At 70.1% G+C, this 19,168-nt stretch carries 18 protein-coding genes; 4 read left to right on the forward strand and 14 right to left on the reverse strand.

Translation table 11 applies throughout. From position 1 onward, the window contains the following. Positions 1-23 precede the first annotated feature (23 nt). On the forward strand, positions 24-776 hold the full coding sequence (locus VIL76_RS10790; protein ID WP_332045034.1) for a hypothetical protein: 753 nt from the start codon (positions 24-26) through the stop codon (positions 774-776). Here VIL76_RS10790 and VIL76_RS10795 read toward each other — a convergent pair. The 12 genes from VIL76_RS10795 to VIL76_RS10850 all read right to left on the reverse strand — a co-directional run bounded on the left by VIL76_RS10795 (position 773) and on the right by VIL76_RS10850 (position 13,405). Continuing rightward, on the reverse strand, positions 773-1,717 hold the full coding sequence (locus VIL76_RS10795; RefSeq protein ID WP_332045035.1) for an RDD family protein: 945 nt from the start codon (positions 1,715-1,717) through the stop codon (positions 773-775). The genes VIL76_RS10790 and VIL76_RS10795 overlap by 4 nt on opposite strands. Further along, positions 1,678-2,673: a stage II sporulation protein M gene (locus VIL76_RS10800; protein WP_332045036.1), complete on the reverse strand. Its 996-nt coding sequence runs from the start codon at positions 2,671-2,673 to the stop codon at positions 1,678-1,680. Before VIL76_RS10800 ends, VIL76_RS10795 begins: the two co-directional genes overlap by 40 nt. Positions 2,674-2,684: 11 nt before the next feature. Next, positions 2,685-3,998, reverse strand: a complete 1,314-nt coding sequence (locus VIL76_RS10805; protein WP_332045037.1) for a DUF58 domain-containing protein — start codon at positions 3,996-3,998, stop codon at positions 2,685-2,687. A gap of 6 nt (positions 3,999-4,004) precedes the next feature. Beyond that, entirely contained in the window at positions 4,005-4,961 is a 957-nt protein-coding gene (locus VIL76_RS10810; RefSeq protein ID WP_332045038.1) for a MoxR family ATPase, read from the reverse strand. After that, positions 4,948-6,177 (reverse strand): DUF4350 domain-containing protein, encoded by a 1,230-nt coding sequence (locus tag VIL76_RS10815; protein ID WP_332045039.1) that lies wholly within the window; start codon positions 6,175-6,177, stop codon positions 4,948-4,950. Before VIL76_RS10815 ends, VIL76_RS10810 begins: the two co-directional genes overlap by 14 nt. Further along, positions 6,174-6,806, reverse strand: a complete 633-nt coding sequence (locus tag VIL76_RS10820) for a DUF4129 domain-containing protein (protein WP_332045040.1) — start codon at positions 6,804-6,806, stop codon at positions 6,174-6,176. Before VIL76_RS10820 ends, VIL76_RS10815 begins: the two co-directional genes overlap by 4 nt. Before the next feature lie 95 nt (positions 6,807-6,901). Next, positions 6,902-7,531, reverse strand: coding sequence for a uracil phosphoribosyltransferase (gene upp / locus VIL76_RS10825; RefSeq protein WP_332045041.1), 630 nt, complete (start codon positions 7,529-7,531; stop codon positions 6,902-6,904). 11 nt (positions 7,532-7,542) lie between these two features. Further along, entirely contained in the window at positions 7,543-8,715 is a 1,173-nt protein-coding gene (locus tag VIL76_RS10830; RefSeq protein WP_332045042.1) for a DUF1688 family protein, read from the reverse strand. Positions 8,716-8,719: 4 nt separating this feature from the next. Then, positions 8,720-9,976, reverse strand: coding sequence for a GTP cyclohydrolase II (locus VIL76_RS10835; protein WP_332045043.1), 1,257 nt, complete (start codon positions 9,974-9,976; stop codon positions 8,720-8,722). A gap of 130 nt (positions 9,977-10,106) precedes the next feature. Beyond that, on the reverse strand, positions 10,107-10,580 hold the full coding sequence (locus VIL76_RS10840) for a hypothetical protein (protein WP_332045044.1): 474 nt from the start codon (positions 10,578-10,580) through the stop codon (positions 10,107-10,109). 103 nt (positions 10,581-10,683) lie between these two features. After that, on the reverse strand, positions 10,684-12,276 hold the full coding sequence (locus VIL76_RS10845; RefSeq protein ID WP_332045045.1) for an NAD(P)/FAD-dependent oxidoreductase: 1,593 nt from the start codon (positions 12,274-12,276) through the stop codon (positions 10,684-10,686). A 1-nt stretch (position 12,277) separates the two neighbouring features. Then, on the reverse strand, positions 12,278-13,405 hold the full coding sequence (locus VIL76_RS10850; protein WP_332045046.1) for an aromatic ring-hydroxylating dioxygenase subunit alpha: 1,128 nt from the start codon (positions 13,403-13,405) through the stop codon (positions 12,278-12,280). A gap of 174 nt (positions 13,406-13,579) precedes the next feature. On the opposite strand from VIL76_RS10850, the gene VIL76_RS10855 reads away from it, so the two are divergent. Continuing rightward, positions 13,580-13,978 (forward strand): response regulator, encoded by a 399-nt coding sequence (locus tag VIL76_RS10855; RefSeq protein ID WP_332045047.1) that lies wholly within the window; start codon positions 13,580-13,582, stop codon positions 13,976-13,978. Between the two features lie 207 nt (positions 13,979-14,185). Here the strand turns inward: VIL76_RS10855 and VIL76_RS10860 are convergent, their stop codons facing one another. Both VIL76_RS10860 and VIL76_RS10865 read right to left on the reverse strand, forming a co-directional pair. After that, positions 14,186-15,496, reverse strand: a complete 1,311-nt coding sequence (locus VIL76_RS10860; RefSeq protein ID WP_332045048.1) for an OmpP1/FadL family transporter — start codon at positions 15,494-15,496, stop codon at positions 14,186-14,188. A gap of 91 nt (positions 15,497-15,587) precedes the next feature. Further along, positions 15,588-17,000, reverse strand: a complete 1,413-nt coding sequence (locus VIL76_RS10865) for a sensor histidine kinase (protein WP_332045049.1) — start codon at positions 16,998-17,000, stop codon at positions 15,588-15,590. 217 nt (positions 17,001-17,217) lie between these two features. On the opposite strand from VIL76_RS10865, the gene VIL76_RS10870 reads away from it, so the two are divergent. Continuing rightward, positions 17,218-18,669 carry a HAMP domain-containing sensor histidine kinase gene (locus VIL76_RS10870; RefSeq protein WP_332045050.1) on the forward strand — a complete coding sequence of 484 codons (1,452 nt, stop codon included), beginning with the start codon at positions 17,218-17,220 and terminating at the stop codon, positions 18,667-18,669. A gap of 17 nt (positions 18,670-18,686) precedes the next feature. Continuing rightward, the gene (locus tag VIL76_RS10875; protein WP_332045051.1) at positions 18,687-19,061 is read left to right on the forward strand and encodes a response regulator; all 375 of its coding nucleotides are present in this window, start codon (positions 18,687-18,689) and stop codon (positions 19,059-19,061) included. Positions 19,062-19,168: the final 107 nt, after the last annotated feature.

Below are 19,168 nucleotides of genomic sequence, written 5' to 3' on the forward strand. Positions count from 1 at the left end.
ACTTGGGACGGGAGACGCAGGGGATGAGCGCCACTGACGGGCCGCGAGGCGCCATCGAGGTCGGCCGGGTGATCCAGGACACCTTCGGGGTGATCGGGCGCAATTTCGTGCCGTTCTTCATCATGTCGCTGCTGCTGACCGGCTTGCCGACGGCTGTCTTCGGCTTCCTGAACCCAACGGCGGGAGACCCCGGGGCGTCCGCGGAGAGCGGCTTCCTCACCTTGCTGGGCGTGCTCGTCTCCATGGTCACCGGGTCGGTCCTGCAGGGCGCCCTGGTCCACGGGACGATCATGGACATGAATGAGCGGCGCGCCGCCCTTTCCGTGTCGCTTGCGGTCGGGCTTCGCGCCTTCCTGCCGCTGATCGCCATCGGGCTGCTGCTCGGGGTGGCGCTCGCGCTCGGCTTCCTGCTGCTGATCGTGCCCGGCATCATCATGGCCGTGGCCTGGTCGGTGGTCGTCCCCGCCTACATCGGCGAGCGCACGGGCATCTTCGAGGCCTTCACGCGAAGCCGCCAGCTCACCCGCGGCAACCGCTGGCGCATCTTCGGCCTGGCCATCCTCTACATCGTGGCCGTGCTGATCCTGCTCATGGTCATGGCCGTCTTCTACGGGTTCCTGGGCGACAACGCCTTCTTCGACAACGTCATCCTTACGCCGCTGATCACCAGCCTCTACGGCATGCTCGGCGCCGCGGGCGCGGCGGTGCTCTACGTGCACCTGCGGCGCGCCAAGGAAGGCATGGGGCCGGAGACGCTGGCGGCGATCTTCGACTAGGCCTTGTCGAACTTGTCCTTGCGCCGGTGGCCGAACAGCAGCCGGCGCTCCAGGCGCCCGCGCAGGCCGGCGTAGTAGGCCGCCAGGAAGGCGCCGTCCGACACGTCGGCCGGCCCGTCCCAGCCGACCTTGGTGCGGATGCGCCTGGCCACCTCGGCCACGGTGCGGCGGTCGTGCTTGCGCAGCACCTCCTCCAGGACGTGCAGCTCCTTGACCCCGTAGGCGTCCAGCTGGGCCGGGGTGAAGGTGAGGCCCGGCATGGCGCCGGTCTCCGACAGGTCCGGCCTGAGCACCCGCTTGGGGGCCTTCACCACCATGGTCCCGGCGGCGAGGTCGCCCAGCCGCAGCCGGTCGCGGTTGAACAGCGGGAAGAGGATGAACACCCCGCTCCAGATTGCCCCCAGGCCGATCAGGATCGCGTCGATCCCCTGGCCCCGCGCGAACAGGAAGCTGAGCGGGAGGAACACCTCCAGCTCGCGCATGGCGTTGCGGGCCAGCACCGCGTCGGCGGTGAGCCGGCCCCCGTCGCGGGCGGCGACGCGCAGTCCCATCCGCCGCTTGCCGGGCGTGGCCGCGCCCGGGCGCAGCTCGAACCACATGAAGTAGAAGTTGCGCAGGGCGAAGGCGCCGATCGTCCAGACGATGAACGCCACCTCGGCCCCGAGGCGCGAGCGCGTCACCCCACCGCCGATCGCCGCCACGAGGGTCAGCGCCAGCAACCCGGCCACCAGGATCAGGAAGTCCAGCAGGAAGGCGCCGCAGCGCTCCGCATAGCTGGCGATGCGCAGCTTCAGGTCGACCCCTTCCGGCGTGACGAACTCGCGCCAGCCGGTGTCAGGCGCCTTGCGCTCGCGCGGGGCGCGCCCGCGCCTGACCAGTCCCGTGACGCGGTCGGTGAAGGTCATGTCCGCCGCCGCCGCGGCCAGTAGAAGTAGGCGCACCACAGCACGCCTGTGGTCGCCGCCACGGAGTAGCGGGCCCAGTCCGCGCGGATCAGCTGGCGGGCGAAGCCCTCCAGCAGGCCGGCGCAGAACAGCATCACCACCACGCCGGCCATCAGCATCGCCGCGCGGCGGCCTGCGTGGGCGGCGGCGTCGACGCGGGTCCGCTCGCCGGGGAAGGCGACGCTCCAGCCCAGCGACAGCCCGGCGGCTCCGGCCAGCGTGATGGCGAAGAGCTCGGTCACCCCGTGGATCATCAGCCAGCCGCCGGCCTCGATCCCCAGCTTGCGCGACGCGAAGAGCGCCAGGAAGGCGCCGAGCATGCAGCCGTTGTAGAGCAGCAGCGCCGCGGTAGGCAGGCACAGTGCGAACCCCAGCGCGAAGGCGAACAGCGCCACCTGCGAATTGTGCGTGAAGAGGAAGGCCGACATGGCCGAGAGCCCCTCGTGCACGCTGACCTTCGGGTAGAGCGTCTCGCGCAGGAAGGCCGTCGTGGCGGTGGGGTCGCGCCCGTTGGCCAGCTCCGCCTGCACGAAGCCGTAGAACCAGTCAGGGTCCGAGCGCACCAGCAGGAAGGCCACCACGGTCCCGATGACCCCGATCGACAGCGCCACCAGCGTCTCGCGCCAGAGCGCCTGGGCCGCCATCGGCCATTCGCGAAGAAAGAAGCCGGCCACCCGCTCGCCGATCCGCGTGCGCGTGCCGTAGACGAAGAAGTAGGCCCGCGTGCAGAGGCTCTCGAGGTAGTCGACCAGCGCCTGGTCGAGCGAGATCGAGCGGGCCACCGAGAGCGAAGACAGCGCCTGCTGGTAGAGCACCGGCAGCTCCAGGATCTCGTCCTTGCGCAGGGCCGCGATCCCCTGCCGCTCGGCGCGGCCGAGCAGGACCTCCAGGCGGCGCCAGTCGGTCTCGCGCTCCTCGCGGAAACGGTTGCTCTTGAGCTGGATCTCGGCCACCGCGCGCCTCCCTAGACCAGCTCGCGACGCTTGGCGTCGAGGTAGGTCTGCACCAGCGACATGCCGAGCTCGCCGGCCGGAGCGTCGACGATCTGGGCGCCCATCCGGCGCAGGCGGCCGACCACAACCTCCCGCTGCTTCATGAGGTTGGCGGCGATCACCGCGCGCGAGACGTCGTCGGCGTCCTGCGGCTCGCCGGCCAGGAGGCTCTCCAGCTCCTCGTCGCGGAACACCACGAACAGCACCAGGTGCGTCCGCATCAGCCGCGCGACGTTCTCCAGCATCAACTCGGCGCTGGTCGGGTCGGCGAAGTCGGTGAACACCACCACCATGGCCCGCCGGTCGAGCCGCGCGGCGAGCGTGGTCAGCCCGAGGGTGAAGTTCGTCTCCTCCGTGGAATAGTCGATGGTGGAGGCCAGCTTCTGGATCAGCGGGAAGACGTTGGCGCCGGACGCCACGCCGCTCACCACCCGCGGCCGCGAGTCGAAGGCGAAGAGGCCCACCCGGTCGCCCAGCTTCAGCGACACGAAGGCCAGCAGCAGGGCCGCGTTGATCGCCAGGTCGATGCGCGGCGCCCCGGCCGCGGGCGCGCACATCAGCCGCCCGGAATCGATCGCCAGGATGACGTGGTGGTTGCGCTCGGTGCGGTACTCGCGGCCCACCAGCTTGCCGTGCCGCGCACTCTGCTTCCAGTCGATGGCGCGAAGGTCCATGCCGGTGGTGAATTCCTTCAGCGCGTGGAAGTCGGAGCCCTCCCCCACCTCGAGCTGGGCCTTCATCCCGAACGGCGCGTCGCGGGTGAAGAGGCGCAGGGCCTGCTCCTTCACGCCCTGGATGTCGGGCGTCACTGCGATGGGCTCGGCGCCGGCCGCCTGGCGCTGCAGCCAGACCAGGCCCAGGGGACCGCGCCAGCGCGCCCAGACGCCCTCCAGCCGCCCCTCCCCGCGCCGCAGAGGCGTCAGCCCGAAAGCGGCCTCGCCCCGGCCGCCGGAGAGCCTCAGGGTCTGCCGCGCCGGCTCGGCGGATAGCCGCGCGTTGACGCCCAGGGCGAGTTCGATGGCGCGCGGGCGCCGCCCTTGGAACGCGGCTTCCACCCGCACCGGCTCCGGACGCGCCACGCCCATCACCTTCGGCGTCACCAGCTTCAGGTCCAGCCGGCTGGGCGGCGCGGCCAGTAACGCATCCGCGACGATCAGGCCCGCCGACATCAGCACCCAGGCCGCCGCCGCTACCCACAGCCCCGGGCTCGCCACCGCCACGGCCAGCGCGATCGGCGCGCCGGCGGCGACGAGGACGATGGCGGCCCGGGTGGGGTAGAGGCGCAAGGGCGGCTACCTGGGCGCCGCCGCGAGCTCGACGAGCCCCTGGATCACGTCGTCGGCGCGGCGCCCCTCGATCTCCGCCGCCGGCGACAGGATCACCCGGTGGCGCAGCGCCGGCAGCGCCAGTTCCTTGACGTCATCCGGGATCACATAGTCGCGCCCGTCCAGCGCGGCGCGGGCGCGGGCGGCCAGCGCCAGCTGGGCGGCGCTGCGGGGCGAGGCGCCGCTCTGCAGCTCGGGCGTCTCGCGGGTGGAGCGCACCAGGTCGAGGACGTAGCCCACGATGTCCTCATTGAGCCGCACCTGCGCGACCGCCGCGTTGGCGGCGGCGAGGCTCTTGGCGGTCACCACCTTCTTCACGCCCATGTCGCCCGGATCGGCCTGACCTGCCTGCATGCCGTACTCGGCGACGATGCGGCGCTCCTCGTCGCGCGTCGGGTACTTAAGCACCTGCTTGAACAGGAACCGGTCGAGCTGCGCTTCCGGGAGTGGATAAGTGCCCTGCTGCTCCAGCGGGTTCTGGGTGGCCACCACCATGAACCGCTCGCTCAGCGCGTGCGGCTTGCCGTCGATGGTCACCCGGCGCTCCTGCATGGCCTCCAGCAGGGCGGCCTGGGTCTTGGGCGGCGTGCGGTTGATCTCGTCGGCCAGCAGCAGCTCGGAGAAGATCGGGCCCTGGCTGAGCGTGAAGGCCGAGGTCTGGAAGTTGAACAGGTTGGTGCCGATGATGTCGGCCGGCATCAGGTCGGGCGTGAACTGGATACGGCCGAAGCCCAGGTCCAGGGTGCGGGCGAAGCACTGCGCCAGGAAGGTCTTCGCCGTGCCGGGCGGCCCCTCCAGCAGGACGTGGCCGCGGGCGAACAGCGCGATCAGCATCAGGTCGACGGTGTCCGCCTGGCCGATGATCGCCTTGGCCACCTCCGCCCGGACCTTATCGGCCAGCGCCCTCACCTCAGCGACGTTCACGCGTCATCTCCAGTCTCCATGCATAGAGTTTGCGGGCGAGCGCCACGAGGTCGGCGCGGCTCCTGGCGCGCTCGGCCTCCCGCTCCAGGGTCTCCGAGTCGTCGGCGCCGCGCGTGCGCGCCAGCCGCGCCAGCCAGGCGTCGTCGGCGCTGGCCATCGTCCCGCCGGCCACGCGCCCGACCAGGGTCTTGGTCAGGCCCACATAGGCGGGCGCGAGCTCGTGCTCCTTGCGCGCCATGCGCACCAGGCCCGCGGAATTGTCGACCAGAGCGCGCTTGCCGAGCGCGAAGGCGCGGCCGCGGGCGCGCGCCGGGCCAAAGCGGGCCAGGGCATGCAGGCCCATGAGCACGGCGGCGGCCACGGCGCACAGGGTCGCCGCCAGCCACGGCGGCTCCAGCATCATCCGCCACAGGCCCTGTCCGCGCTTGTAGCCGTTGAGCGTCACGTCGAAGAGCACCCCGCCGTCGCCGCGGAGCGCGTCGATCACCGCCATGCCGGCGCGGGCGTTGTCGAGCTTCGCGACGCCCTGGGTGTTGAGCAGGTCGGGGTCGGCGAGCACATGGAGGTGAGGCGTCTTCTTGGATCGGACGAGCACGGGCCGGCCCTGCTCGTCGGCGAGCAGCGGGATCCAGCCTTCGCCGGAGATCGTCTGGAGCCCTTCGATCTGCGCCAGCGGCAGGTAGGTCCCCTCGGCGAACACCGTGCCCGTCCCGTGCAGCACGGGCTTCGACACCCCCTTGCGCTTGGCGACGGTGCTGGACGCAGCGAACGGCTTCAGCAGTCGATCGGCGCGTTCGGTGAACGGCTCGGGGCCGACCTTCACCACGAACCCCTTGCGCTTGGGGTCATCGGCCCAACGCCACTTGTCGAGCACCACCAGGGTCGCGGCGGCGGGCGGGAAGGCCTGCAGCTCCTTGGGATCGTCCAGGAAGGACGGGGTAAGCACGAGGAGCGAGCGGGCGGCGGCCTCGGCCGGCGGCCTCGTGCGGCTGACGACCGCGGGCACGCCGCGGGCCTGCAGCAGGATCACCGCCCCCTTGAAGCCCACGGCCGAGCCGGACAGCGCATTGCCGCCGCCCTCGCTCCCGGCGCGGATCTCCGGCGCGTAGGCCGATAGCACGGCGAGCGCCGAGAACGAGATCACGCCCACCAACACCAGGGCGAGGATCACCCGCGGCGAGAAGGCGGGCGCCTGCGGGGCCGCGGCCTCGCTCATCGCCAGCCCTCGGAGAAGGCGAAGGTCTCATAGTCGCTGCGGCAGCGGGCGAAGTCGTCCTTCGCCGCCGGCCTGCCGCCGAAGAAGGTCCGCTCCACCGCTTCGGCGATCCGGGCGAAGGCGTGGCGCGCCTCGTCGGGCATGGCGGCGAGCCGCACGATGTCGCGGCTGGTGAGCGCCGGCTTCACCGCTCCGGGCCGGCGGCCGGAGATGTCGTCGATGCTGCGGAACAGCAGCACGTGGATGGCCTCGTCGAAGCGGCCCTCCGCGGCCAGGCGGTCGGCCTCTTCCAGCAGCGCCAGCGCCCGCGCCGGCTCCGGGCGGACGCCGCCCTGGGTGAACGACTTGCGCCCCATCCGCCCGTCGATCCGTCCGCTCATCAGTTCGCTGACGATGAACCAGGCGATCATCACCAGCGCCAGGGCGAGCCCGCCCCAGAAGACGTACTTCAGCACCGGGGCGAATTCGCTGAGGAAGCGCAACAGCGCCTCGGCCCAGGCGGGGGGCTTCTCCGGATGGGCGGTCGTGAAGTCGAACTGCAGGCCCTTGGTCTGGCGCAGCACCTGGTGCGCGGCCGCGAGCTTCTGCTCGGCAGCCGCCCCCGCATCCGCCGCCACCCCTGAAGCCACTCGCCGTCCCCCAGCAGCGCCTCTCCTAGGACGCTGCGGCGGAACCCTAGCAGAGCTTCCGGCGTGCGGAAGGGACCGCGCGCGTCAGGGGAGCGCTACTTCGTGCCGTACATCCGGTCGCCGGCGTCGCCGAGGCCAGGCAGGATGTAGCCGTGCTCGTTGAGCCGCTCGTCGATGGACGCGGTCCAGATGGCCACGTCCGGGTGGTGTCCGCGGAACTTCGACAGCCCCTCCGGCGAGGCCAGCAGGCAGGCCATGCGGATGGTCTTGGCGCCGGCCTCCTTCAGCCGGTCGACGGCGGCGATGGCGGTGTTGCCGGTGGCCAGCATCGGGTCGACCACGATGACCCAGCGGTCGGCGAGCTCGGCCGGCGCCTTGAAGTAGTACTCCACGCACTCCAGCGTCGCCGGGTCGCGGTAGAGTCCCACGTGGGCCAGGCGCGCCGCCGGCACCAGCTCCAGCATCCCCTCCAGCATGCCCATGCCCGAGCGCAGGATGGCGGCGAACACCAGCTTCTTGCCCGACAGGCTCTGCGCCTGCATCTCGGTCAGCGGGGTCTCGATGCGGATGGTCTCGGTCGGCAGGTCGCGCGTGACCTCGTAGCAGATGAGCCCGCCGATCTCCTTGAGCAGCTGCCGGAACTGGCTCGTGGAGGTGTCCTTCTTCCGCATCAGGGTGAGCTTGTGCTGCACTAGCGGATGCTCGACGACGGTGACGCCCTTCATCTCATTCCCCCTTAGAACACGGTGCCGTCGCTGATCACCTTCAGCGGCGGGCCGCCGTCGGCGCGCTTCTGCGCGGCGATCTTCCGCCCCGCGGTCCATGAGCCCCCCTGCAGCATCCGGGCGAGCGGGAAGGCCTCGGCCGAGACCCCCAGCCGCTCGCGCACCAGCGGCGCCATCCTATCCAGCAGGGCTACCGTCAGCGCGCGCCAGCCCACCACCAGCGGGCTCTCCACCGGGTGCGCCCGCTCGGCGTCCGCCGGATCGCGCAGGACCAGCACGCCAGCGTCCACGAAGAGCCCGCCGTTGCGGTATTCCGCCAGGCCGGTCAGCCCGTCGATGTCGGTGACGTCGATCCCCGACGCCTGCAGCGGCTCGATCAGCGAATAGGCCAGCCACTGGGAGAGCTTGTGCAGCGGGACGAGGCCCCCGGCCGGATGGCGCCACACGTCGCCCATCGGCAGGCCCTCGAGGGTGAGCCGCCCCGGCCAGATCGGCCCCAGCCGCGCCAGCAGCACCTCCAGGATCACTGGCGCCGGCAGCCGTCCGTCCTGCGCTCGCCCCGCCATCTCGTCGTAGAGCGAGCCGGGCCGGCCGGCCGCGTCCGCGAGCCGCCGCAGCAGCGCCGCGCGGCCCTCCAGCCCCACCAGCGGATTGTTGTCGCCCACCTGGAAAGCCTGGGCCAGCACGGCCGCATCCACCCGGGCTAGCGCATCGGCCTTCAGCGGATCGGACCTGTCCGAAGACAACGCCCCGGACTCGAAGAGCCGCAGCGAGGCGATCGCGAGGCCCTCCGACCGGCTAAGCACCGCCCCCGTGGCCGCATCCCGGTAGCGCCAGGCCATACCGGCCCCGGCGTCCAGCAGCACGGAGACGATCGCCAGGTCGAACTCGGCGCGGGCCCGCTTGCCCGGGTCACTGAACGCCTGCGCCCGCTCGGCCCAGAGGTCGCGCCCCGCCACCTCGAAATGCCGCCACCGCGCATGGAACGGCACGTCGAGCCCGGGATAAGCCTCCAGCGTCGCCTGCGCCGTCAGCTCGGCGGCCACCGGGAGCCGGTCGAGATTGACGCGCCACTCCGCGAGCCCGTCCGCCAGGGCGATGTCCAGCATCTGATGCGCCCGCTCGCGCACCGCCGCAGCCGACAGCAGCCGCCGGGCGTCCTCCGTCACAGCCGTGTCGGACAAGATCTCAGAATTCCTTCAGGTCGCGGCCTACGACCTTCTTCAGGTCGGCCTCGCTCGGCGGCGTCTCCGGCGTGAAGTAGCCGGCGGCCTTCTTGGCCTCCATCTCCACGCTGGCGTCCGGCGGCACGAGCCAGTCGGGGATCGGCACCCGCTCGCCGATCTCGATGCCGCCGCCCACCAGGGCGTCGTACTTCATGTTGGACATCGACACGAACCGGTCGATCCGGCGGATGCCCAGCCAGTGGATGATGTCCGGCATCAGCTGCTGGAAGCGGGCGTCCTGCACACCGGCGACGCACTCGGTGCGCTCGAAATAGGTCGCCGCCTGGTCGCCGCCCGGCTGGCGCTTGCGCGCGTTGTAGACCAGGAACTTGGTCACCTCGCCGAGCGCCCGGCCTTCCTTGCGGTTGTAGACGATCAGCCCCGCGCCGCCCTTCTGGGCGCTGGCCACGCACTCCTCGATGCCGTGCGTCAGGTAGGGTCGGCAGGTGCAGATGTCCGAGCCGAACACGTCCGAGCCGTTGCACTCGTCGTGCACGCGGCAGGTGAGGCTCACCCGCTTGTCGCCGATCTTGGCCGGGTCGCCGAAGATGTAGAGGGTGATCCCCCCGATCGGCGGCAGGAAGACCTGCATGTCCGGCCGGGTGACGAGCTCGGGATACATTCCGCCGGTCTGCTCGAACAGCGTGCGACGCAGCTGCTGCTCGTCCACACCGAAGCGCTCGGCCACGCCCGGCAGGTACCAGACGGGATCGATCGCCGCCTTGGTGACCGAAACGTCGCCGGCCTCGTGCACCACCTCGCCGTCGACCTTCAGCCGGCCCTTGGCGATGGCGTCGTGGATCTCCGGCAGGTCGATGCGGGCCTTGGTGACGGCGATGGTCGGGCGGATGTCGACGCCCTCGCCGATCTCCTGGGCGAAGTCCTCGGCGACCCGGTGCCCCCAGGGGTCGAGCGAGACGATCTTGCCGGCCTCGCTCCACTGAGGGTGCGGGCCGACGGCGGCGACCGGATAGGTGTCGGTGAGCTCCGGCCGCACGCGGGGATCCAGCGCGCCCGCCGAGATCGCCAGGGCGCGATAGATGGAATAGGCGCCGCCGTGGGCGCCGATGGCGTTGCGGTCGCTGCCGGCGTTGGCGGTGGCGACCACCGGGCCGCGGGTGCGGGCGTCGGGAGCGTCCCAGACGATCGGGAAGCGGCTCGCCGCGCCCGTGCCCGGGTGCGAGGTGAGCCGGATGTGGGAGGTCCGGTTGCCGGACATGTGGGTCTCGAACTCCTAGGACAGTAAGGCCCTGACGCCGGTTTCGCCGGCGCAGGGCCCTTGAGCGCGGACTGTGCGCCCCTTGATAACGCCTGACAATCCCGGCGGAGCCCCCTTCAGGACCCGGTTTTTAGGAGCCGGCCTTCGGCGCCGGCAGCATGGCGGTGACCTGGTTGGTCTTGGTGATGAAGGTGACCCCCTTGAGCCGGCCTTCGGGATAGCCTTCCCAGGCCTTCTCGATCTCGACCGGTGTCGGCGTCGCGGCGCCCGGCTTCGACGGCTTCATGGCCACCACGTCGACCTCGTAGATCCCGTCCTTCGGAGCCGCCGGATAGATGCGCGGCACGAAGGCCACGTCCGTGTAGCCCGCCCCGGGCGTCTTGCCCTTCACGTTGAGCACCAGCTTGCCCTGGTCCATGTCCAGGGCCGCGGCGTCGACGCTGAGGATCTGTTCCTGGCCGGCGTAGAGCTGTCGCGGACGCGCGATGGATTTCTTCACCGCTGGCGCGGCGACCTCGGTCGTCGAGGCCTGGCTGGACGACTGCTCGCACCCGGCGAGCGCGACGCAGGCCCCAAGGCCCGCGATGATGGTGAGCGTACGCATGGAGAGGTCCTCCCCGAACCTTGTTATGGGTCGAGGCTGCGCCTGCCCGGCGTGGCTGGCAAGACCTTGTTCGTACGGGATTATGCGGCGGCTAGTCGCCCCCTCAGGCCGCCTTCAGCCGCCCCCGCCGCGCGTCCTTGAGCACCTCGCGCGCCGCATTGTGCCCCGGCGCCCCGGTCACCCCGCCGCCTGGGTGCGTCCCCGCCCCGCACTGGTAGAGCCCCTTGACCGGGGTCCGGTAGTCCCCGGCCCCCAGCACCGGCCTCGCCGAGAACATCTGATCGAGGCTGAGCGCCCCGTGCATGATGTCCCCGCCGACGAGGCCAAAGGTGCGCTCCAGGTCGAGCGGGGAGAGCACCTGCCGCCCCAGGACCGACCTGGCGAAGCCCGGCGCGTGCCTGTCCACGGTGGCGATCATCAGGTCCGCGACCTCGTCGCGACAGTCGTCCCAGGAGCGTCCGTCGGGGAGCTTCGGGGCCACGTGCTGGCAGAACAGGCTGGCGACGTGGCGCCCGGCCGGCGCAAGGGTCGCGTCCAGCGTCGAGGGGATCAGCATCTCCACGATCGGCTCGCGCGACCATCCGAACTGGCGCGCGTCGGCGTAGGCGCGGTCCATATAGGCGAGGCTCGGCGCAACAATGATGCCCGCGGTCAGGTGGTCGCCGGGCTCCGGCAGGACGGAGAAGCGCGGCAGCTCCGACAGCGCCACGTTCATGCGGAAGGTCCCCGATCCCGACCGGTAGCGGCGGATCCGCTCGGCGAAGTCCGCGTCGGGCGGGTCGACCAGCTTGCCGAACAGCAGCTGCGGATGGAGGTTGGACACCACCCCGCGGGCGTTCAGCACCTCGCCGGCCTCGGTCACTACGCCGACGGCCCGGCCCTTGTCGGTGAGCACCTCGGCGACGCCGGAACCGGTGCGGATCTCCACGCCGCGCTCGCGGCAGCAGGCGGCCATGGCCTGGGTGATCGCGCCCATGCCGCCGATGGCGTGGCCCCAGGCCCCTTTCTTGCCGTTCACCTCGCCGAACACGTGGTGCAGCAGGACGTAGGCGGAGCCCGGCGTGTAGGGGCTGGCATAGTTGCCCACGACGCCGTCGAAGCCGTAGGCGGCCTTGATGGGTTCGCTCTCGAACCAGCCGTCCAGCCAGTCGCCGGCCGACTGCGAGAACAGGGCCAGCAGGTCGCGCTTGGCGGTCATGCCGAGCTTCGACAGCCGCCAGCCCAGGCTGGCGCTCTTGATCAGCTCGGCGATGGACGCCTCGAAGTCGTCGACGAGGTTCGGCGGTGTCTCCAGGACGAGGTCGCGCAGGACATCAGCGATGGTCTCCAGCCGGTCGCCGTAAGCGTCGAGGCGCTCGGCGTCCCTGGCGGAGAACCGCGCGACCTCCGTCTTCGTCCGCCCCCCGCCGACGCAGAGGTAATTCCCCTCAAGCGGCAGGAAGTTGGACATCTTCCGCTCGACCACCTTTAGCCCGTGGCGATGGAGCTCCAGGTCGCGGATGACCTTCGGGTTGAGGAGGCTGACCGTGTAGCTCGCCACCGAGTTGCGGAAGCCCGGGTGGAACTCCTCGGTCACCGCCGCGCCGCCGACGACGTCACGGCGCTCGAGCACCGTCACCTTCAGGCCCCCGGCGGCCAGGTAGGCTGCGCAGGTGAGGCCGTTGTGGCCTGCGCCGATCACGATGACGTCGGTCATGTCAGGCGAGTTCCAGGGGCGCCTGGGCGAGCGCAGCCTCGGGAATCTGCTCCTCCAGCCGCCGGGCGAAGGCAGCCAGGCAAACCTCCGACGGCCCAAGCGGTCCGGTCTCGTAGCCGGAGGTCTGCATGCCCTTCTGGACGCGATCGATGAGCACCGTGTCCTCGGCGTTGACCTGCCGGTTGATGCGCCAGTTGAGGTAGCGCGCCGCCCGCGCCTCGCGCCGGTCGTCCGGCCGCACGTAGCTGATCTCGCGGATCAAGGTCTCGGTGGGCGAGACGGGGATGAACTGCATGAAGTCCACCTGGTCCGGATAGACGTCGAAGGCGAGGTTTGGCCAGAGCTTGTAGTAGCTCCAGCGCCGGCGCATCGGCGGCTCGAGGTGGTCGAAGGCGGGGAGCAGCGCCTGGTAGGAGCGCTCGGCCCAGTTGGTGGACGGCTGTTCGACGATGTCGCCCCAGAGCTTGTCCACCCACTCTCCTGTCGACATCGCGTAGCTCGGCCCGAACAGCCGCGACAGCCCCGGGTGGGCCACGGGGATGTGCAGGCCGTCGGCGTAGTTGTCGGCGACGTTCTTCCAGTTCACCGCCCGCGGCCGCAGCGTCACGCGGCCTTGCGGCACGAGATCGTTAAAGCCGTGCGGTGCGATCTCCTCGGCGTACGGGGCCATCATCTCGGCGACGCTGGGAAGTCCCGGCGCGAAGCGCACGAAGACGAAGCCCTGCCAGATCTCCTGCTCCAGGGTGTTCAGACCGTAGGCCTCGAGGTCGAGCCCGTCGAACCCCTGCCAGGGCGGGATGCGCGCCAGTCGGCCGTCCAGGCTGTAGCTCCAGGCGTGGTAGGGGCAGACGATCCGCCGTCCGCAGTTGCCGGCCGGGCCATCGACCAGGCGTGCGGCGCGGTGGCGGCAGGCGTTGTGGAAGCTCCTGACCCGGCCGTCGTCGCCGCGCAGGGTCACCACCTGCTCGCCGAGGAAGTCGAGGGTCTGGTAGTCGCCGGCGTGCGGCACGTCGTTGAGGTGGCAGACCACCTGCCAGCCGGTTCGGAAGATCGTCTCGCGCTCACGGGCGAAGAAGCCCGGGTCCGAATATATCCAGGCCGGAAGGCTGCGGCCGAACGCTTGGGTCATGGCCCTCTATAGCAAGCCCTGGGTCGTTTGACGCCCGCGGGTGGAGGCGTCGGCGTTGACCGAATGGTTACTCCTTGCCCCCTAGGTTGAGTCCCGAAAGGGCCCGGAGTCCGGGCCGGCTCAGAGACAGGGGCGGTCTTGCCGAGCGATACTGAAAGACGTCTGCGCGTCCTTTTGGCGGATGACCATCCGACCAACCGGGCGGTCGTCGAGGTCATCCTCGGCATGATCGACGTCGACCTCGTGCAGGTCGAGGACGGGCTGCAAGCGGTCACCGCCTTCAAGGCCGACGACTTCGACGTGGTCCTGATGGACCTGCAGATGCCGGTGATGGACGGCCTGACCGCCATCCGCGAGATCCGCAAGTTCGAGGTCGAGCAGGGCCGGCCGCGCGTCCCGGTGCTGGCCGTCACGGCCAACGCCATGAGCGAGCATGTGCAGGCCTCGCGCGCCGCCGGCGCCGACCACCACATCGCCAAGCCGATCATCCCCGACCTGTTGATCGGCGCCATCATCCAGTCGACCGCCGAAGCCGCGGCCGCCGAGCACGCCGGCCGCGCCGCCCAGGCCTAGGGCCTCCTTCCATCCTGAAGAAGAAGCCGCGCTCTGCGCGGCTCTTTTTTTGGCTCGGAACGAACACGAACCAGCACGAACAGGCGGAGCCAGCGGGGCGTACGGCCGGCTCAGGCCCGTTCGGGTAGGCTCGTGGTCGTTCGCGGCTCAAACGAGAAAGCCCCGCCGCTTGCGCGACGGGGCCGGTTCTCGATCGTGATCGGGACCTCAGAACCTGAAGTCGAGGCCCAGGCCGGCGCTGATGCCGTCGCCGGAGACGACGCCGCGGGAGCGGGCGGTCGTCTGGGCCGGGGAGCCGGCGTAGAAGACGTCGTTGTCGGTCAGGATCGCGTCGTCGAAGTCGGTCCAGGCCAGCGCGCCGTGCAGGCGCAGGCCCTCGCTGATGTTCACGGTCGCGCCCACCGCCCACAGGCGGCTGTCGGCGTCCCAGACGCCCGGCTCGCGCAGGGTGTCGGGCGTGGGCGTCGGGTCGGTGCGGACCCCGGCGCGCAGGCTCCACATCTCGTTGAGCGCATACTCCGCCCCGATGGCGACGGAGGTCACGTCGTCGAAGTTCTGCGGGATGACGGCGGTCTGGCCGAAGTTGACGGTGATCACGTCGTACTCGCCCCAGCCGGCGCGCTCGACCTGCCCGCTCAGCGTGAGCGCGGGCGTGACCGCCCAGCTCGCGCCCACCGTGAAGCTCCACGGCAGGGTGAAGGTGGCCTTCGCAGGCGCGGTGAAGTTGAAGGCGTCGAGCGGCGCCACGAGGCCGCTGAGCGCCAGCGTCCCGTCCAGCTCCTGCTCGACCTTCGAGCGGTAGCTGGCGCCAAGGCTGATAGTCTCGAAGTGCGCCTGCGCCCCCACGGTCCAGCCCCAGTTCCAGCCGTCGGCCTTGAGGCGCGAGATGGCGTCCGGCGCGCCGGGCGCCAGGTTCGGCCAGGCCTGGTCGAGGTAGGCGTCGTTGTGCTGCGCGCTCACGCCCACGCCAATGTCGAGCCAGTCGGTCGCCTGGAAGGCGCCGGTCAGCTGGACGTCGGTGACGTCGATTTGCGAGCGGATGGTGTCGTAGCGGCTCCAGGCATCGGCCCCGAGCTCGGTCTTCAGCACGAAGGGTTTCGTCATCGACAGGCCCAGCGCGAACCGGTCGCCGATCGGCATCACGCCGGCGGCGTAGAGGGCCACCAGGTCCTCCGCGCCGTCCGAGATGCTAGAGCGGCCGCCGATCGGGACCGTCAGGCCCGCCGGCGGAACCGGCAGGGTGATCGTCGAGCCGTTGTCGGTGAAATCAACACGATGGTCGCGGTTCGTCGCGCCCAGGCTGATCTCGCGCCCGCTGCGGGCGATCGAAGCCGGGTTGAACCACAGGGCGCCGGCGCCCTTGTCGGCGGCCGCGCCGGCATTGGCGCGGCCCAGCCGCTCGACCGAAATCTCGTTCACCGCGAAGCCGGCCGCAGCCGCCTCGCCACCGCCGGCCAGCGCTGCGCCAGCCGCCATGGCCGCCAGCGTCGCCTTGGCCTTCAGTTCTGAAAATTGCACGACAATCCCCGATGCATACAACCCAGCCGAGACGGCGGCGGGATAGCCCGTTATCCGTCTTTTTCGTTACCCGGTGATTTACGGCAAGGTCTTACGCCGCAAGGGATTCCGGCGCGTCCTCGGCTTCAACGACCCCGTCTTCGACGGTGACCACAGCCGGCATCCGCACGGTGAACGAGGAGCCGTGGCCGACCTCGCTGGTGACCGAGATCCCGCCGCCCATCAGCGCGCAGAGCTTCTGGCTCACCGCCAGGCCCAGGCCGGTGCCGCCGTACTTGGACGAGGTGGATGCGCTCACCTGGCCGAAGTCCTGGAAGAGCTTCGGCAGGTCATCTTCGGCGATGCCGATGCCGGTGTCCTCGACGCGGATCTCGATCCAGTCGCCGGCCGCCTTCTCGTCGCGGCGGGCCGACAGGGTGACCTCGCCGTCGGTGGTGAACTTGGCGGCGTTGGACAGCAGGTTGAGCACGATCTGGCGCAGCTTGGTCTGGTCGCCGGTCACCACGCCCAGGTTCGCCGGGGCCTTGACCACAAGCTTGTTGCCGTTCTGGCCGACCAGCGGCTCGGCGGTGGTGGCCACGTGCTCCAGGAAGGGCTGCAGCTGGAAGGCCTCAAGGCTGAGCTCGACCGCATTGGTCTCGATGCGCGACAGGTCCAGGACGTCGGTCACCAGCGCCAGCAGGTGCTGGCCGGCGGCGTTGATGCGGCCCAGATCCTGCAGCTTCTGCTCGTCCGCGCCGGTGTCCTGTCCGTGCTCCAGCAGGAGCTCGGAGTAGCCGATCACGGCGTTCAAAGGCGTGCGGAACTCGTGGCTCATCTTGGCCAGGAAGATCGAGCGCGAGAGGTTGGCGCGCTCGGCCTGCTCCTTGGCCTGGCGCAGGCGGATGGCCGTCGCCCGGTGGCGGTCGGCCTCCTTCTCCAGATCGGAACGCAGGGCGATGGTCGACACGTAGTAGACGGCCATCCAGCTCATGTAGACAGTGGCCGAGAAGATCGAGATCCAGCCCACGTCGGTCAGCCGCTCGATCGGCACGCGCTCGTCGAAGCCGCCGTTGATCGCAAAGCCGGCGTAGAACGCCGCCAGGTCGGCGGCGAACATGCCCAGCACCAGCCACGGCCGGTCGCCCAGGTAGAAGAAGCCGAGCAGCAGGGCCACGAGCAGCCAGGGCAGCAGCGGCGAGGAGACCCCGCCGTAGTGAAACGAGCCGAACAGCGAGGCGAACGCCAGGGCCTGGACGGATACCAGGGCGACCAGCGGCAGGTTCTTCGTCAGCTTCAGGACGAACGGCAGGGCCCAGAAGGACCAGATCACGCCGATCATCACCCAGACGACCGCGTCGGGCTTGGGATCGGTCAGGTATAGGAAGATGCAGATCGACTGCGCCATGAGCGGGCCGAACAGGTGCGTGAAGACGAAGTTGCGCGCCAGGCCCAGCTCCGAGCGCTCCCGCTTGGCGGCCTCCGGAACGAACCAGTCGATCAGCTTAAGGATCGAGTTCCACATGCCCGTCTCGCCCTCGCAGGGCGCCCCCAGTATTCGCCGGGAGTGAGCCGGATTACCGATTAAGAACTCGTGCACGACGCCCCTTAACCGAGATAACTCCATCTTAATCGGCACCACGGACATTGTCGGAGACCTCGAATCATCTCGAGGCGTGCAAGTCGACCGCTTCCACAACCGAAGCGATCCTTGTCGCGAACGCTGGGGGACGGACCTAGACATGCAGACGGCGCCGACGCAGGCCTCGAACCGGCTCGATCGCTTCATCGACTGGTTCATTCCCGCCGAAATCGCGGGCGAGCGCGAGAAGCGCCAGCAGGCGCGCATGTTCCTGATCAGCCACTGCCTGGGACCGTTCCTGGGCAATGTGGTGCCGGGCGCCCTGCTCTTCCTTGATCCGACGCCCGGCTGGCAAACCCTCGTCCTGGCGATCTCGATCACGTCCTTCTGGATCTTCCCCTTCGTGCTGAAGGCGGTCGGCCGCTACAACCTGCTCAGCTTCATCTCGGTGCAGAACCTGCACTTCTGCATCCTGTGGAGCTGCTACTACTACGGCGGGGTCACCTCCCCCACGCTGCCGTGGGTGCTGACCATCCCGCTCCTTGCCTTCTTCTACCTGGGCAACGCGCCGAAGCTTAGGATGTACGCGCTCGGCCAGTTTGGTGTGAACTTCGCGGCCTTCGTGGCCCTCTACCACTTCGTGCCGCCGCCGCCGGACGACACGCCGCTGCAGGCGCTGCAGGGCCTGGGCATCGTCTCGACCCTGGCCTGCGCCGGCTACGTCACCATGATGTCGCTCTACTACCGGCGGATCCTGCAGTCGGGCGTGGAGCTTGAAGGCGAGATGCGCGGCCATCTCGCCACGGCCGCCCAGCTGCGCCGCGCCACGGCGGAAGCCGAGCGCGCCGGCGCCGCCAAGGCGGAATTCGTCGCCTCCATGAGCCACGAGCTGCGCACGCCGCTGAACGCCGTGATCGGCTACTCGCAGATGCTGCTCGAGGACGCCCAGGACGAGAACGACGCCGACGCCGTCGCCGACCTGGAGAAGATCCACAAGGCCGGCCAGCACCTGCTGCGCCTGGTCAACGAGGTGCTCGACCTCTCGAAGATCGAGGCGGGCAAGATGGAGCTGGTGCCGGAGGACGTCCCGGTCGCCGAGTTCATCACCACCATCGTCGAGCACAAGCGCACCAAGTCCGACGCCAAGGGCGTGGAGCTGGTCTGCAACCTGCCCAAGGACCTGGGCTCCGCCCGCTGGGATGCCCAGCGCGTGCGCCAGTCGGTGGGCCAAATCGTCGACAACGCCATCAAGTTCACCGAGAAGGGCCGCGTCACCGTCTCGGTGAAGCGCAAGAACGGCCGCCCGTCCGACGCCATCGTCATAGAGGTTTCGGACACCGGCATCGGCATTTCGCCCGAGATGCTGCCGCAACTGTTCGAGAAGTTCACCGTCGCGCGCGACGCGAGCGCCTCGAAGTACGGCGACACCGGCCTGGGCCTAGCGCTCAGCCTGGCGCTCTGCGAGCTGATGGGCGGCGGCATCTCCGCCGAAAGCACGCTGGGCCAGGGCTCGACGTTCACCGTCACCCTGCCGGCCGCGCCGGCGGCCAAGCGCAAGCGGCGCGCCAAGGCGCCCGTTGGCAAGTCCACCCTTGAACTGTCCGCGGCCTGAGTTCCGGAACCACGAACATGCCCAAGATCCTGCTGGTCGAAGACAACGAGATGAACCGCGACATGCTCACCCGCCGGCTCACGCGCCATGGGTTCGAGGTGTGCTGCGCCCCCGACGGGCCCACCGGCGTGACCATGGCCGAGTCCGAGAAGCCGGCGCTGATCCTGATGGACATCGCGCTCGGCGAGATGGACGGCTGGGAGGCCACCACCCTGATCAAGGGGCGCGCGTCGACGGCGGAGATCCCGATCATCGCGCTGACCGCCCACGCCCTGGCCACCGACCGGGCCAAGAGCGTCGAGGTGGGCTGCGCGGACTTCGACACCAAGCCGGTGGACCTTCCCCGGCTGCTCGGCAAGATCAACGCCTGCCTGGGCGCCCAGGCCGCCTGACCCGCGCACAAGACCGGATTTGCCAAAGCGCCCGCCACACCGGCGGGCGCTTTCTTTTTTCGACGTGGTTAAGCCTGAGTGTACAGGATCGGGCGGATCAGCATTTC

It is taken from the genome of Phenylobacterium sp., from assembly GCF_036563285.1.
Taxonomy (GTDB): domain Bacteria; phylum Pseudomonadota; class Alphaproteobacteria; order Caulobacterales; family Caulobacteraceae; genus Phenylobacterium.

Coding starts and splice junctions, on each gene's coding strand:
- VIL76_RS10870 (WP_332045050.1), top strand. CDS start 17,218: ATGCAGACGGCGCCGACGCAGGCCTCGAACCGGCTCGATCGCTTCATC.
- VIL76_RS10815 (WP_332045039.1), bottom strand. CDS start 6,177: ATGAGCGAGGCCGCGGCCCCGCAGGCGCCCGCCTTCTCGCCGCGGGTG.
- VIL76_RS10790 (WP_332045034.1), top strand. CDS start 24: ATGAGCGCCACTGACGGGCCGCGAGGCGCCATCGAGGTCGGCCGGGTG.
- VIL76_RS10845 (WP_332045045.1), bottom strand. CDS start 12,276: ATGACCGACGTCATCGTGATCGGCGCAGGCCACAACGGCCTCACCTGC.
- VIL76_RS10840 (WP_332045044.1), bottom strand. CDS start 10,580: ATGCGTACGCTCACCATCATCGCGGGCCTTGGGGCCTGCGTCGCGCTC.
- VIL76_RS10865 (WP_332045049.1), bottom strand. CDS start 17,000: ATGTGGAACTCGATCCTTAAGCTGATCGACTGGTTCGTTCCGGAGGCC.
- VIL76_RS10875 (WP_332045051.1), top strand. CDS start 18,687: ATGCCCAAGATCCTGCTGGTCGAAGACAACGAGATGAACCGCGACATG.
- VIL76_RS10850 (WP_332045046.1), bottom strand. CDS start 13,405: ATGACCCAAGCGTTCGGCCGCAGCCTTCCGGCCTGGATATATTCGGAC.
- VIL76_RS10835 (WP_332045043.1), bottom strand. CDS start 9,976: ATGTCCGGCAACCGGACCTCCCACATCCGGCTCACCTCGCACCCGGGC.
- upp (WP_332045041.1), bottom strand. CDS start 7,531: ATGAAGGGCGTCACCGTCGTCGAGCATCCGCTAGTGCAGCACAAGCTC.